Source organism: Vibrio sp. HA2012 (genome assembly GCF_002812955.1).
Lineage (GTDB): Bacteria > Pseudomonadota > Gammaproteobacteria > Enterobacterales > Vibrionaceae > Vibrio.
On record NZ_PFXK01000004.1, the window covers coordinates 14,905 to 28,294 of the forward strand.

Here is a 13,390-nt window from a genome sequence, read left to right on the forward strand (position 1 = left end):
TTATGATACAGAGTTTTGACGTCATCATCGTTGGCGGCGGCATGGTCGGTCTGACGTTTGCCGCAGCATTAAAGGAATCGGATCTGCGCATCGCTGTGATTGAGGAAACACAGCCGAAAACCGAATTAGGCTGGCTGCCTGATGTGCGGGTTTCGGCACTGAACCGTGCCAGCCAGTCTGTGCTGGCTAATCTTGGTGTCTGGAGCGGGATAGAGCAACGCCGCAGCTCGCCTTATACCGGTATGCATGTCTGGGAACAGGACAGCTTTGCCCGCATCGATTTTTCTGCCGCTCATATCGGTCAGCCTGATCTCGGACATATCGTGGAAAACCGGGTCGTACAACTGGCGCTGCTGGATACTTTGTATAAACAGGAGAATGTCAGCCTATTTATGCCGGACAGCTGTCAGTGCCTGATCATCGGGGAAAGTGAAGTCTGGCTGACGCTCGACAGCGGCGTATCCCTGACAGGAAAACTGATTGTCGGTGCTGACGGAGCAAATTCCTGGCTGCGTGAACAGGCGGATATCCCCTTAACCCACTGGGACTACGGACAGTCTGCTATTGTTGCAAACGTACGTACCCATGAGCCGCATTGTTCTGTGGCCCGCCAGGTATTTACGCCATACGGGCCTTTGGCTTTTCTGCCGCATGCTGAGCCGGATATGAGTGCTATCGTCTGGTCAGCGGAAACCCGCAGGGCAGAAAAACTGTTATCGGTCAGCGAACCTGAATTCAATAAAATCCTCAGTGCCGAGTTTGATATGAGTCTGGGACTGTGTGAAGTGATCGGCCAGCGAGCCGGGTATCCGCTCAGGATGCGTTACGCACGGGATTTTGTACAGGACAGGCTGGCTCTGATCGGTGATGCCGCACACACGATTCATCCGCTTGCCGGACAGGGGGTCAACCTTGGTCTGATGGATGCGGCAAGTCTGGCTCAGGAAATTCAGCGCCTGTGGAAGGCCGGAGAAGACATCGGTACCCGGATCAATTTGCGTCCTTACGAGCGGTGGCGCAAAGCGGAAGCGGCCAGAATGATAGCGGCTATGCAGGGATTTAAGGCGTTGTTTGACGGGGATAATCCGGTAAAAAAACTGCTGCGCGGATTTGGCATGCAACTGGCGGATCAACTGCCCGGAGCCAAATCTGAACTGATGCAGCGCGCTCTGGGGCTGAAAGGCGAACTGCCCGAACTGGCAAGAGATTATTCGTTCAGCGACTAGCGGGCTCAGGCTTCAGGCCTTTCCCGCTAGCTCTTCATACTTTGTTGCTTATTCTCTATGTTGCTTATTCTTTATTCTGCGGCCTGTCCTCATCCGTCTGTACGGGAATACAGACGGAACCGGAAAAAGCACCGTTTTAGAATAATTATTCTACATCCGCTCTCAAGCATAAGAGCAGCGCAGCTTCATAATGGCCTGATTGACTTCTTTTACCGTCTTAAAATGTCGCTGTTCCGCACGTTCCGGCAGAATCAACTTACCGTTGTCAAACTCAAACTTTCCGACACCGTAGATATAGATTCTACCCTTAAATAACCGACTCACGTGTTTCGCTATCATATTTGGCGTGTAACGCTTAAACAGCCTCATATTTTATCCTTTTTATCTGTCTTGCACGTCGGATTATACAGATACCTATGTGGCACTATTGTGACGGGATTAGGAGAACTTATGCATAACCCCGGCTAATTTAGTGATTTGTGCTAAGCCTAGCAAAAATGAAGGATAGCCTCCATTTTCAGGCTGTCCGGGCTTGCTTCCTGAGTAAATATCAGAACCTTTTCCGGATAAAAAATAACCAGAGCCACATAGCGCCTGGCAGGTGTTTTTCCTACAGATCAAGCTTAGTCCGGCTTTTCAGAAATGAGAAATTTTGCACTGAAACAATAAAAAAAAGCCCGCAAAAAATTGCGGGCGAAATAGTCACAGATGCATTACACAAAAAGTGGATATGACTACCAGAGTCTCCTTACAGACCCGTGAATAGCCAGTGGATTCACTTTTGACCCGCCGAAGCTATATATCTGCCGGTTCGGCAGAGGGACACAATAGGGCGGGCAAAAGGAGAGTACAGGATTTCTCTGTTTGTGAATATTTATTTATAACTGATCGATAAATATTCATGGTGCTACATTTTATTTTGTGATCTGTGTCACTGTTTTGCGCGTTTTATACCCTGTGTAGGAAGAGATAACAGACTGGTACTTAATATCTTTTCCGTTCCCATAAGAGGGAACGGAGTGTATGCTATGATCCATAGTGAAAGGCTGGCTGGAGATTATTCTTCCGATAGGTAAGGAAGTGTTTCAATTCTCCACTGTGAATCTGGCTGTTCTTTGATTCTTAGTGCTGTATCCGTTTCCAGATCGTTGGGCAGAACAATCAGTCCGCAGCACTCGCCGGTACTGTGCCGGTAATGAACAATCAACTGACCGGCAGAGCGCCAGTTATCTCCTACCTGCCGTTCCAGTTCAGTGACCTCTTCCAGCTTAGTGTCGCTGTGGCCGCAAACCTGATACATAGCACGCTTGTTTACCCCGCGATATTTAGCCCGGGCGACGGTTTCCTGACCGGAGTAACAGCCTTTAGTAAAACAGATGCCGTCAAGGCGCTCCAGGTTCAGCGCCTGTGGGATATACTCATTCTGATTCACCGCTGTAATGCGCGGGATACCTTCCTGAATATCGTAATAATCCCAGAGGCTTTCATCAGCAAAGATGGCATTCTGCGTACGGGAAATTATTGCTTCGGTACTCTCCTCACTGAGCAGTAGTAACCAGCGCAGCGGGCTGATTCTTACCGCCGTACCGCCACTGACCGCTCTGACATCTCCGGTCTGTTCTGACAGAGAACCGATAAACGCGTCTGCGTGTTCACCGATCACCCCCAGTGCAATATCGGCTGAGCGGGTGATTTCCGTCTGGGAAAATACAGCGTATTTTTTCAGCTCCTGTAAAGCCGTATCCAGAGCATCAGCACGCTGAAACAGTGCCAGCCCGGCATGGTGATGAAACAGACGGAAAATACTCCACATTTTACCTTTAGGATCACAATGTGCGCCCAGCGTGGACTGCCCGGCACTCAGGGCGTTCACATCACAGGTTAACTGCCCCTGCAGATAGGTTTTCTGATCCGCTCCGGTCACGCTGATGGCAGCCCAGGAGGCAAGATGGGTGATGACCAGCGCAGGAAGCGGTGTTGCTGGTGTGGTGTCCAAAGGGGTAAATAGTGTGTTCCAAGTCATATCGGGCTACCTGTTGTTATCTGTATCCGCCATGTTAATCCTCTTCCTCCGGTTTGTCAGCCACCACTTTTTTGTGGGTTTGTGATGAGGATATCTGCCTGTTATCTAATAATATCTCGCTGAAATCTCCGGCTTGCGGTACTTTGTCACTTCGACAGGAAAATACATCAGAAACAGAGTAATCAATCAGGTTGGAATTATGTATACGCAGCAGGAAAAAGCACGCATCAAGTGGGCATGCCGGAGAGGTATGCTGGAACTGGATGTGATGATTATGCCGTTTTATGAAGCGTGTTTTGAGGCTTTACCCGCAGCAGAGCAGCAGGATTTTGTGGCTCTGCTTGAATGTGATGATCCGGATCTGTTTCGCTGGGTAATGCGGCAGGGAAGGAGTGACGACCGCAGGCTAGCGGACATGGTGGACAAAATCGTTGCCTATAACCTCGGTAAGCACGGCTAATCTTTATCTGCGAGCATCCCGGACAGGGCTGATTTTCCGGCTGCTCTGTTGCGGCATGCTGAACTGGGTGATCGTGAGCTCGGCGATTCCTCTGCCTGTGGCTCTGTTTCTGTTCGGGCTGAGTTTGTCTGAAAAAACGGAGCTGTTGACACCGGAATACACCGGCATCTTGCGGATACGCAAAGACGGTTATCTGGTGGCTGAGAGCCGGAGCGGAGAGAAAAAAGAACACCGGATTGTGCAGGTGAACACCCGCTTCCGTCCTCTGATGATAGGGATAAAAGCCGAACATCAGCCACTAATCCGGATCTGGCGGGACAGCTGTGCCGAAAATGATTATCGCCATTTGTCCGTTGTGGTACAGCAAATCAGGTAAATGGGGAGGTTATATGATCCGAATCGTGCTATTAGAATCATAGAAAAGGCACAGACCGAAGAATAGCCTGTGCCATCAGGCATCTACTCCGCTTCAACCTCTGCCGGGGTTAAAATGGTCGGGCCGCTGTTTTCCAGTTGTTCTGGATAGTCCAGCGTATAGTGCAGGCCGCGGCTTTCCTTACGTTTCATCGCACAGCGTACCATCAGCTCTGCCACCTGTAATAGGTTCCGCATCTCCAGCAGGTTATTGGAAACCCGGAAATTACTGTAGTACTCGTGGGTTTCCTGTTTCAGCAATTGAATACGGCGCATGGCGCGTTCCAGACGCTTATCGGTACGCACAATACCCATATAGTCCCACATAAACAGACGCAGCTCATGCCAGTTGTGCTGGATGATGACCTCTTCATCGGAATTGGATACTTTGCTTTCATCCCACTGCGGCAGGGAGCCCGGCAGTTCTGCATCCGCCAGTTTGGATAAAATATCATTGGCCGCAGACCAGCCGTAGACCACGCACTCCAGCAGAGAGTTGGAGGCCATGCGGTTTGCACCATGCAGACCGGTATAGCTCACTTCACCGATGGCATACAGCTGTTTCAGGTCGGTTTGACCCTGCTGGTTCACCATGACCCCGCCACAAGTATAGTGGGCGGCCGGAACGATAGGGATCGGCTCCTGCGTCATATCGATGCCCAGCTTCATCAGACGGGAATAGATCATCGGGAAATGCTTTTCGACAAAATCTGCCGGTTTATGGCTGATATCCAGATACATGCAGTCGGCACCGAGACGTTTCATCTCAAAGTCGATTGCCCGGGCAACCACATCCCGCGGAGCCAGTTCGCCACGCTCATCAAAATCTTTCATAAAGCGGGAACCGTCCGGGCGTCTCAGATAAGCCCCTTCACCGCGCAACGCTTCGGTCAGCAGGAAGTTACGTGCTTCCGGATGGAACAGACAAGTCGGGTGGAACTGGTTGAACTCAAGGTTGGCGACCCGGCAGCCGACACGCCATGCCATGGCGATACCGTCACCGGAGGAAACATCCGGGTTGGAGGTGTACTGATACACCTTGGAAGCACCACCGGTTGCCAGTACCACAAATTTGGCACGGATGGTGTCCACGTGTTCGTTCTTGCGGTTCCAGACATAAGCCCCAACAACTTTATTTTTATCTCCGCCGAGTTTATCTTCGGTGATCAGATCCAGCGCATTATGCCGTTCCAGAATGGTGATATTCGGATGGTTGGCCACATTATCCTGCAGAGAAGTCTGCATAGCCATGCCGGTTGCATCGGCAGCGTGGAGGATACGGCGATGGCTGTGTCCGCCTTCGCGGGTCAGGTGATAGCGGGGGTGTTCGTCGGAGTCGTTTTCTTCCCGGTCAAAGGGAACACCACCGTCAATCAGCCACTGAACGCAGTTCTTGGCATTGCGGGTAATAAATTCGACCGCCTCTTCTTCACAAATTCCGGCACCAGCGATCAGGGTGTCTTTGATATGGGATTCAACGCTATCGGATTCATCGAATACGGCAGCAATACCGCCCTGAGCATAGAATGTCGAGCCTTCGCTCCACGGTCCTTTACTTAAGACGATTACTTTCCCTTTGTTTGCCACACGCAGTGCCAGAGATAAGCCAGCAGCACCACTCCCTATTACTAATACATCGCATTGATGTTCTCGGTCTGTGTTCATAAAACGTTTAAATTCCCGAACTATACTGGAGCAATCAGAGATTCGCTCTTCAAAAAGAGGTTAAACCATAACGGAGATTCCAACCATTATGCGGCTAAACACTCATGCCTTCAAATGACTTTGCCTGCCTGCTTTGAAATAATCCTGTTATTTTCACTGCGAATCATTCATTTTTATCTGAGTGTGTGGAATCATTACCTGACAGAAACGGTAAAAAAATTGAGGAACAGTGGAACTTTCCTGTTACCGGTGAGTCACAATAGTGCTCATGTAAGTGGTGGTGTCAATACTACATTTTGCATAATTAGTGCTCATATCTGAGAAGGTAAGGGCGAAAGAATAGGAGTACATGCTCGCATGAACGAGCAATTGACCGATCAGGTATTGATTGAGCGGGTTCAGAAAGGAGATAAACAGGCATTCAACCTTTTGGTGATTAAATATCAAAATAAAGTATGCAATCTTATTTCCCGGTATATCAACAACTCGGGTGATGTGGCGGATGTGGCACAGGAAGCTTTTATTAAGGCATACCGGGCCATCCCGAATTTCAGAGGTGAAAGCGCATTTTACACCTGGTTATACCGTATTGCTGTTAATACAGCCAAGAATCACATTGTCGCACAAGGGCGCAGGCCTCCGGCGAGTGATGTTGACGCTGACGATGCCGAATATTATGAAACCGGCAGTGCGTTAAAAGAAGTCTCAAACCCGGAGAATCTGGCGTTGACCGGTGAGCTGAAACGCACGGTTTTTGCTGCGATAGATGCCTTGCCGGAAGATTTGAAAACGGCAATGACACTGCGCGAACTGGATGGCCTGAGCTATGAAGAAATAGCCGAAGTGATGGACTGTCCCGTTGGTACGGTACGTTCCCGGATTTTCCGTGCCAGGGAAGCGGTTGAGAAAAAAATTCAACCACTTCTGGAACGTTAGACAGAGTTGATTGTCCAAACAACAGATACACGAAACCACAGACAGGTATGGTGAAAAGAATGGCTGACAAAGAATTACTTTCAGCGCTCATGGATGGGGAAACTGTCGATAAGGCTTTGATATCAAAGCTGTCACAGGAGCCTGAAAGTCAGACGTCATGGCAAAACTATCATCTGATTGGTGATATTATGCGGGGAGAAGCTCCGGAAACCCTGCACTGGGATATCGCCAGTAAGGTTGCGGCGGCGCTGGAAGATGAACCAGCTCACACGCAATTCACAACTGCGACCCCAATGGTTGAAGCTCAGCCGACACCGAAAGAAGCGCGGCGAAGGCTGCCGATGTGGCTGACTCAGTTCGGTCAGGTGGCTGTTGCAGCCAGCGTTTCACTGGCGGTTATCGTTGGGGTGCAGCAATATGGCGGCAGTGATATGTCACAGCAGGCCGGTCAGCTTCCTGTGCTGCAGACGATTCCTCTGTCCGGAAACGTTGAGCCGGTCAGTTTAACCCGAGAGGCTTTATATCCGCAGAAAACTCAGCAGGAACGTGAAGCCAAGGTGCTGGAACAGCGTCGGCAGATCAATGCCCTGTTGCAGGATTATGAATTGCAATTGCGCTTAAATACCACAGGCACGCTGACTGCGGAACATGAATCTTTACAACCGGTAGTAGAATGAAAAAACTTCTGATCAGTGCACTGGCACTGTTCAGTTTGATCCCAACACAAGCCTCGGCAGAAGAGAACTCTGCGGAGGCTTTGTTGCTTCAAATGAACCAGGCCAGTCAGCAATTAAATTACGAACTGTCTTATATGCTGATAAAGAAAAACAGCATTGAACCACTCGTATACCGTCATGCACGGGTCGATGACGCACACTTGGCGCATCTGGTGTACCTCAGTGGTCCTGTCCGGGAAGTGATCCGCCGCGGGGAGGAAATCAGCTATATCGAACCGGGTGTAGAACCGTTTTCGATCCGCTCCGGAGAGATGATCGCTCCGTTGATCCCGCTGCTGGAGAGCGATATCCGCCAGCTCAAAACCTATTATGACTTTGTACTGATGGGACGTGCCCGCGAAGCCGGATCCGCGTCTCAGGTAGTACGTATTGTACCAAAAGACGGCACCCGTTATTCCTATATGCTGTGGGTCGATGAAAAATCGGCGCTGCCGTTGCGGGCGGATCTGGTTGACCGGGACGGCGAAGTACTGGAACAGTTTCGGACCGTTTCGTATTCGGTCAATGACAAGATTGCCGGGGTCATGGAGCATCTCAATGATGTCACCCTGCCTAAAGTGATCACCCTGCCACAAAGCAAAACAGAAGCTTCTTTCTGGCAGGTTGGCTGGGTTCCGGACGGCTTTCAGCCCCGTCATCTTCACCGCTATAAAATGATGAAGGTGGATAAGCTGGTGGAAAGTCAGATGTTCAGCGACGGCCTGTTTAATTTCTCTGTCTATGTCTCCGATTCCGGTGATGAGAGTGAATTGTCCGGTCAGTTGGTTCGTCAGGGACGCCGCACTTTGCAAACCTATGTGAAAGGCAATAAAGAGATCACCGTGGTGGGAGATATCCCGCCGGAAACGGCCAAGCGGATCGCCCTTTCTGTGGTATTTAACGCTGGCGCAGCCGGAAAAAACGCGTTACCGTCTGGGGACAAAGCCATTCCCCAGAGTAAGGAAACTCAGCCATGATGACTGCACTGGCAACCGTGATTGCCGTTAAGGATGATGAAAGGGGACACGTGCTGGAACTGAGCTGCCAACAGCAGACCAGTTGCAGCCATTGTGCCTCACAAAGTAGCTGCGGCACAGGTATTGTGTCTAAAGCTGTCGGTAACCGGAGCCATAAATGGGAGCTGGTCACCCCGCAGCCTGTTTCGGCGGGGCAGGTGATTGAAATCGGCCTGCCGGAGAAGAAGCTGATCCAGTTTGCTTCTGTTGTCTATCTTATCCCGTTGCTGATGCTGATGCTGGGTGGTTTGCTCGGCCAGTCTCTGCTGGGTTCTTCCGGGGAAGGCGGTGTGATTCTGACGGCTTTCCTCTCTATGGCTGCCGGACTCTGGCTGGCACGTCGGATCGCCGGAAAGATGAAGCAGGCATCCGAGCAGGCGATCACGCTTATAAGAGTGCTTGGCGATCCGATCGATATTGGGTAGAATCGCGCAACTTGATTGAAATACCCGCCCGAGCCGGTGTTTCCTCCATCCACCTATTTAAGAGTTTAGTCACGCCAATCTATGAAGCACATTCGCAATTTTTCGATTATCGCCCATATCGACCATGGTAAGTCGACCCTTTCAGACCGTCTGATCCAAGTGTGCGGAGGCTTAAGCGACCGTGAAATGGAACAGCAGGTTCTGGATTCTATGGATCTGGAACGCGAGCGTGGTATTACCATCAAAGCGCAGAGTGTGACACTCAACTATACCGCTAAAGACGGGGAAACTTACCAGCTTAACTTTATCGATACTCCCGGACACGTGGACTTCTCCTATGAAGTTTCCCGCTCACTGGCTGCCTGTGAAGGGGCTCTGCTGGTGGTGGATGCCGGTCAGGGGGTTGAAGCCCAGACACTGGCGAACTGCTATACCGCCATTGAAATGGATCTGGAAGTCGTGCCGATCCTGAACAAAATTGATCTGCCAGCGGCCGATCCGGAACGGGTCGCGGAAGAGATCGAAGAGATTGTCGGCATCGACGCACTGGAAGCTACCCGTTGCTCGGCCAAAACCGGTCTCGGGGTTGAAGATGTGCTGGAAAATATCGTCAGCGCTATTCCGGCTCCGGAAGGGGATCCGGATGCACCGTTGCAGGCTCTGATTATCGACTCATGGTTTGATAACTATCTGGGTGTGGTTTCTCTGGTGCGGATCAAAAACGGTGTACTGAAGAAAAACGACAAGATCAAAGTCATGAGTACCGGTCAGGTCTGGGGCGTTGACCGTTTGGGGATCTTTACCCCGAAACAATTGGATACGACAACGTTGGGTACCGGCGAAGTGGGCTGGGTCGTCTGTGGTATTAAAGATATTCTCGGTGCTCCGGTCGGGGATACGCTGACACTGGCGAAAAACGGCTGTGAAAAAGCCTTGCCCGGTTTCCAGAAAGTGAAGCCGCAGGTGTATGCCGGCCTGTTCCCAGTCTCTTCGGACGATTATGAAAACTTCCGTGATGCGCTGGGTAAACTCAGCCTGAACGATGCCTCTCTCTTCTATGAGCCGGAAAACTCCGCAGCGCTGGGCTTTGGTTTCCGTTGTGGTTTCCTTGGCATGCTGCACATGGAGATCATTCAGGAGCGTCTGGAACGTGAATACGATCTGGATCTGATCACCACGGCTCCGACTGTGGTGTATGAAGTCGTGAAAACCGATGGCGAACAGATCCACGTGGACAGCCCGGCCAAACTGCCGGCGGTGAATGATATTCAGGAAATGCGCGAGCCGATCGCCCGCTGTAATATTCTGGTGCCAGCGGATTATCTCGGCAACGTTATTACCCTGTGTGTGGAAAAACGCGGCATTCAGGTTGATATGATCTACCACGGTAATCAGGTCGCGGTGACGTATGATATCCCGATGGCTGAAGTGGTACTGGACTTCTTCGACCGTTTGAAATCGACTTCGCGCGGTTACGCCTCTCTGGATTATAACTTCCAGCGTTTCGAAGCGTCTGATATGGTGCGGGTGGATGTTCTGCTGAACGGTGACCGGGTGGATGCACTGGCTATTATCACGCACAAGGATCAGGCGCAGGGCCGCGGCCGTGCTCTGGTGGAAAAAATGAAAGAATTCATTCCGCGCCAGATGTTCGATATCGCCATTCAGGCCGCCATTGGCAACCATATTATTGCCCGTTCTACGGTGAAACAGCTGCGTAAAAACGTGATCGCCAAATGTTACGGCGGTGATGTGAGCCGGAAGAAGAAGCTGCTGAAGAAGCAGAAAGAAGGTAAAAAACGCATGAAGCAGATTGGTAACGTTGAGTTGCCGCAGGAAGCCTTCCTTGCCATTCTGCATGTGGGTAAAGATTAAAATAGCATTGATTCCCGGGGGCTGCCCGGGAACCCATAAAATATAAGGGAGACTAGATGGCTAATACGTTTTCGCTGATTCTGGTGATTGTGACGTTTGTGACCGGAATCGTCTGGGTACTGGACAAGTTTGTATGGGCAAAGCAGCGGGCACAGAAGCTGGCCGATGTAGAAGCTCAGACTGCAAATGGTCTGGACAGCGCACTGGCCGATAAAGTTGCCCCTCAGTCATGGTGGGTGGAAAACAGCGTGTCTATCTTCCCGGTCATTGCTTTTGTGCTGGTGTTGCGCTCGTTTTTGTTTGAACCGTTTCAGATCCCATCCGGTTCTATGATGCCGACCCTGCTGGTGGGCGATTTTATTCTGGTGGAAAAATACGCCTACGGCATTAAAGACCCGGTGTTTCGTTCGCAACTGATCGAAACCGGACAGCCCGAGCGTGGGGATATCGTGGTATTTAAATATCCGCCACAACCGAACATTGACTATATTAAACGTGTGGTTGGCTTGCCCGGTGACACGATTCGCTACAGTGGCCATAAGCAGATCTGCATTCAGCCGCAGGGCACCTCCGATTGCACACCGGTTCAACTGTCTCATGTAGCGGAAAGCGAGTTTCAGCAAAGCGGCATTCCGTTGATGAGCATGGATGAACAACTGGGTGACGTACAGCATCAGGTTCTGGTGAACCCTGTTCGCCGGGATAACGTGGCCGCGTATCAGCCTCGCCCCGGTATTAATGAATGGGTGGTGCCGGAAGGTCAGTACTTTATGATGGGTGACAACCGTGATAACAGTGCAGACAGCCGCTACTGGGGCTTTGTCCCGGAAGCAAACCTTGTTGGTAAAGCTATCGGTATCTGGATTAGCTTTGAATTTGAACGCGGTGCAGACAGCGCACTGCCTTCATGGGTTCCTACTGGTGTTCGCTTCGAGCGCATCGGTGGCATTAAATAACAGAGAGAGTATGACTACTCCTATTAATCGATTAGAAAGAAGGCTTGGCTATCAGTTTAATGACAGCGGCCTGATCAATCTGGCGCTGACACATCGCAGCGCCAACAGCAAACATAACGAACGTCTTGAGTTTCTGGGCGATTCAATTTTAAGTCTTGTCATCGCTGACGATCTCTATCATCGTTTTCCGAAGGTGAATGAAGGAGATATGAGCCGCATGCGTGCCACTCTGGTTCGCGGTCATACGCTGGCGGAACTGGCGCGTGAGTTCGTGCTGGGAGATTACTTAAAATTAGGTCCAGGTGAGCTGAAAAGCGGCGGATTCCGCCGTGACTCCATTCTGGCGGATGCCGTAGAAGCGATCATCGGAGCCATCTATCTGGACAGCGATATCGAAGCCGTGCGCGGCATCGTTCTTTCCTGGTATCAGAGCCGTCTGGACAGTATCCAGCCGGGCGTGTCACAGAAGGATCCGAAAACCCGTCTGCAGGAATTTTTGCAGGGACGGAAGAAGCCGCTTCCGGTGTATTCGGTTTCTAACATTAAAGGCGAAGCACACAATCAGGAATTTACGGTTGCGTGTGAAGTAGCAGGTATGGACGCGCCTGTTATCGGTAAAGGCACCAGCCGCCGCAAGGCAGAACAGGCGGCTGCGGAATTAGCGTTGGAAAAATTAACCCATGTCTGATGACAACAACGAATTCGATCTGGATGCGTACTTTGCCGCTGCTCATGGCGAGAAAAGTTCGGAGCCGGACAACCAGCACTGTGGCTTTATCGCCATTGTCGGCCGTCCGAATGTGGGGAAATCCACCCTGCTGAACCATATTCTGGGGCAGAAGATCTCCATCACCTCGCGTAAACCGCAAACCACCCGTCACCGTATTATGGGGGTGGAGACCGATGGTGATTATCAGGCCATTTATGTGGATACTCCCGGACTGCATATCGAAGAGAAACGGGCCATTAACCGCCTGATGAATCGTGCGGCCAACAGCTCGCTGAGTGATGTCAATCTGGTGCTGTTTCTGGTGGAAGGAACACACTGGACTGCCGATGACGAGATGGTGCTGAACAAGCTTAAAAAAGCGAACTTTCCGGTCGTGCTGTGTGTCAACAAAGTCGATAACGTAAAAGACCGCAACGACGTTATGCTGCACATGCAGGAGCTGTCGAAGAAGATGGATTTTGTGGATGTGATCCCGGTTTCGGCCAAGCTCGGTAAAAATACCGATGCGATTCGCAAGCATGTGCGTGAGCATCTGCCAAAGGCGATACATCACTTCCCGGAAGAGTATGTGACTGACCGTTCACAGCGTTTTATGGCCTCGGAAATTATCCGGGAAAAGCTGATGCGCTTTACCGGAGAAGAGCTGCCTTATTCGGTCACCGTGGAGATCGAACGTTTTGATTATAATCCGGAAACGGACGGTTTCCATATCAATGCCCTGATCCTGGTGGAACGCCACGGGCAGAAGAAAATGGTGATCGGCAAGGGTGGTGAAAAAATCAAAACCATCGGCCGTGAGGCTCGTCTGGATATGGAAGAGCTGTTTGGACGCAAAGTCTATCTGGAAACCTGGGTGAAGGTGAAATCCGGCTGGGCAGATGACGAACGTGCTCTGCGCTCTCTGGGTTATATTGACGATCTGGATTAGGATCATTGGCATACGGAGCG

At 50.9% G+C, this 13,390-nt stretch carries 14 protein-coding genes; 11 read left to right on the forward strand and 3 right to left on the reverse strand.

Annotated features, from left to right (window positions below):
- The first annotated feature begins 2 nt into the window (after window positions 1–2).
- Window positions 3–1,226: an FAD-dependent 2-octaprenylphenol hydroxylase gene (locus CSW98_RS08600; RefSeq protein ID WP_100800078.1), complete on the forward strand. Its 1,224-nt coding sequence runs from the start codon at window positions 3–5 to the stop codon at window positions 1,224–1,226.
- A gap of 162 nt (window positions 1,227–1,388) precedes the next feature.
- On the opposite strand, the gene CSW98_RS08605 is transcribed toward CSW98_RS08600, so the two are convergent.
- Window positions 1,389–1,595 (reverse strand): DUF1107 domain-containing protein, encoded by a 207-nt coding sequence (locus CSW98_RS08605; protein ID WP_100800079.1) that lies wholly within the window; start codon window positions 1,593–1,595, stop codon window positions 1,389–1,391.
- Between the two features lie 688 nt (window positions 1,596–2,283).
- Window positions 2,284–3,249, reverse strand: a complete 966-nt coding sequence (gene ygfZ / locus CSW98_RS08610) for a tRNA-modifying protein YgfZ (protein WP_100800080.1) — start codon at window positions 3,247–3,249, stop codon at window positions 2,284–2,286.
- Between the two features lie 199 nt (window positions 3,250–3,448).
- Here ygfZ and CSW98_RS08615 point away from each other — a divergent pair, with 199 nt between their 5' ends.
- Both CSW98_RS08615 and CSW98_RS08620 read left to right on the forward strand, forming a co-directional pair.
- On the forward strand, window positions 3,449–3,709 hold the full coding sequence (locus CSW98_RS08615; protein ID WP_100800081.1) for an FAD assembly factor SdhE: 261 nt from the start codon (window positions 3,449–3,451) through the stop codon (window positions 3,707–3,709).
- On the forward strand, window positions 3,681–4,085 hold the full coding sequence (locus tag CSW98_RS08620; RefSeq protein ID WP_157810369.1) for a hypothetical protein: 405 nt from the start codon (window positions 3,681–3,683) through the stop codon (window positions 4,083–4,085). The genes CSW98_RS08615 and CSW98_RS08620 overlap by 29 nt, the downstream gene beginning before the upstream one ends.
- Before the next feature lie 83 nt (window positions 4,086–4,168).
- On the opposite strand, the gene nadB is transcribed toward CSW98_RS08620, so the two are convergent.
- Window positions 4,169–5,788 (reverse strand): L-aspartate oxidase, encoded by a 1,620-nt coding sequence (gene nadB / locus CSW98_RS08625; RefSeq protein ID WP_100800083.1) that lies wholly within the window; start codon window positions 5,786–5,788, stop codon window positions 4,169–4,171.
- 357 nt (window positions 5,789–6,145) lie between these two features.
- Between nadB and rpoE the strand changes: the two genes are divergently transcribed.
- The 8 genes from rpoE (at window position 6,146) to era (ending at window position 13,370) form a co-directional block, all read left to right on the forward strand.
- A complete protein-coding gene (gene rpoE / locus CSW98_RS08630) occupies window positions 6,146–6,724 on the forward strand; it encodes an RNA polymerase sigma factor RpoE (protein WP_100800084.1) in 579 nt (192 codons plus the stop codon).
- 59 nt (window positions 6,725–6,783) lie between these two features.
- Window positions 6,784–7,401, forward strand: a complete 618-nt coding sequence (locus CSW98_RS08635; RefSeq protein ID WP_100800085.1) for an RseA family anti-sigma factor — start codon at window positions 6,784–6,786, stop codon at window positions 7,399–7,401.
- Window positions 7,398–8,417, forward strand: a complete 1,020-nt coding sequence (rseB, locus tag CSW98_RS08640; RefSeq protein ID WP_100800086.1) for a sigma-E factor regulatory protein RseB — start codon at window positions 7,398–7,400, stop codon at window positions 8,415–8,417. Before CSW98_RS08635 ends, rseB begins: the two co-directional genes overlap by 4 nt.
- Window positions 8,414–8,881: a SoxR reducing system RseC family protein gene (locus CSW98_RS08645; protein WP_100800087.1), complete on the forward strand. Its 468-nt coding sequence runs from the start codon at window positions 8,414–8,416 to the stop codon at window positions 8,879–8,881. The genes rseB and CSW98_RS08645 overlap by 4 nt, the downstream gene beginning before the upstream one ends.
- Window positions 8,882–8,962: 81 nt before the next feature.
- The gene (gene lepA, locus CSW98_RS08650) at window positions 8,963–10,756 is read left to right on the forward strand and encodes a translation elongation factor 4 (protein WP_100800088.1); all 1,794 of its coding nucleotides are present in this window, start codon (window positions 8,963–8,965) and stop codon (window positions 10,754–10,756) included.
- Window positions 10,757–10,812: 56 nt separating this feature from the next.
- On the forward strand, window positions 10,813–11,712 hold the full coding sequence (gene lepB / locus CSW98_RS08655) for a signal peptidase I (protein WP_100800089.1): 900 nt from the start codon (window positions 10,813–10,815) through the stop codon (window positions 11,710–11,712).
- A gap of 10 nt (window positions 11,713–11,722) precedes the next feature.
- Window positions 11,723–12,400 (forward strand): ribonuclease III, encoded by a 678-nt coding sequence (gene rnc / locus CSW98_RS08660; protein WP_100800090.1) that lies wholly within the window; start codon window positions 11,723–11,725, stop codon window positions 12,398–12,400.
- A complete protein-coding gene (gene era / locus CSW98_RS08665; protein ID WP_100800091.1) occupies window positions 12,393–13,370 on the forward strand; it encodes a GTPase Era in 978 nt (325 codons plus the stop codon). Before rnc ends, era begins: the two co-directional genes overlap by 8 nt.
- The last annotated feature ends 20 nt before the right edge of the window (window positions 13,371–13,390 follow it).

What these genes read in the sequence shown, in the direction of transcription:
- nadB (WP_100800083.1), bottom strand. Translation starts at nt 5,788, where the DNA reads ATGAACACAGACCGAGAACATCAATGCGATGTATTAGTAATAGGGAGT.
- CSW98_RS08615 (WP_100800081.1), top strand. Translation starts at nt 3,449, where the DNA reads ATGTATACGCAGCAGGAAAAAGCACGCATCAAGTGGGCATGCCGGAGA.
- ygfZ (WP_100800080.1), bottom strand. Translation starts at nt 3,249, where the DNA reads ATGACTTGGAACACACTATTTACCCCTTTGGACACCACACCAGCAACA.
- rseB (WP_100800086.1), top strand. Translation starts at nt 7,398, where the DNA reads ATGAAAAAACTTCTGATCAGTGCACTGGCACTGTTCAGTTTGATCCCA.
- CSW98_RS08600 (WP_100800078.1), top strand. Translation starts at nt 3, where the DNA reads ATGATACAGAGTTTTGACGTCATCATCGTTGGCGGCGGCATGGTCGGT.
- CSW98_RS08635 (WP_100800085.1), top strand. Translation starts at nt 6,784, where the DNA reads ATGGCTGACAAAGAATTACTTTCAGCGCTCATGGATGGGGAAACTGTC.
- lepA (WP_100800088.1), top strand. Translation starts at nt 8,963, where the DNA reads ATGAAGCACATTCGCAATTTTTCGATTATCGCCCATATCGACCATGGT.
- lepB (WP_100800089.1), top strand. Translation starts at nt 10,813, where the DNA reads ATGGCTAATACGTTTTCGCTGATTCTGGTGATTGTGACGTTTGTGACC.
- CSW98_RS08605 (WP_100800079.1), bottom strand. Translation starts at nt 1,595, where the DNA reads ATGAGGCTGTTTAAGCGTTACACGCCAAATATGATAGCGAAACACGTG.
- rpoE (WP_100800084.1), top strand. Translation starts at nt 6,146, where the DNA reads ATGAACGAGCAATTGACCGATCAGGTATTGATTGAGCGGGTTCAGAAA.
- era (WP_100800091.1), top strand. Translation starts at nt 12,393, where the DNA reads ATGTCTGATGACAACAACGAATTCGATCTGGATGCGTACTTTGCCGCT.
- rnc (WP_100800090.1), top strand. Translation starts at nt 11,723, where the DNA reads ATGACTACTCCTATTAATCGATTAGAAAGAAGGCTTGGCTATCAGTTT.
- CSW98_RS08645 (WP_100800087.1), top strand. Translation starts at nt 8,414, where the DNA reads ATGATGACTGCACTGGCAACCGTGATTGCCGTTAAGGATGATGAAAGG.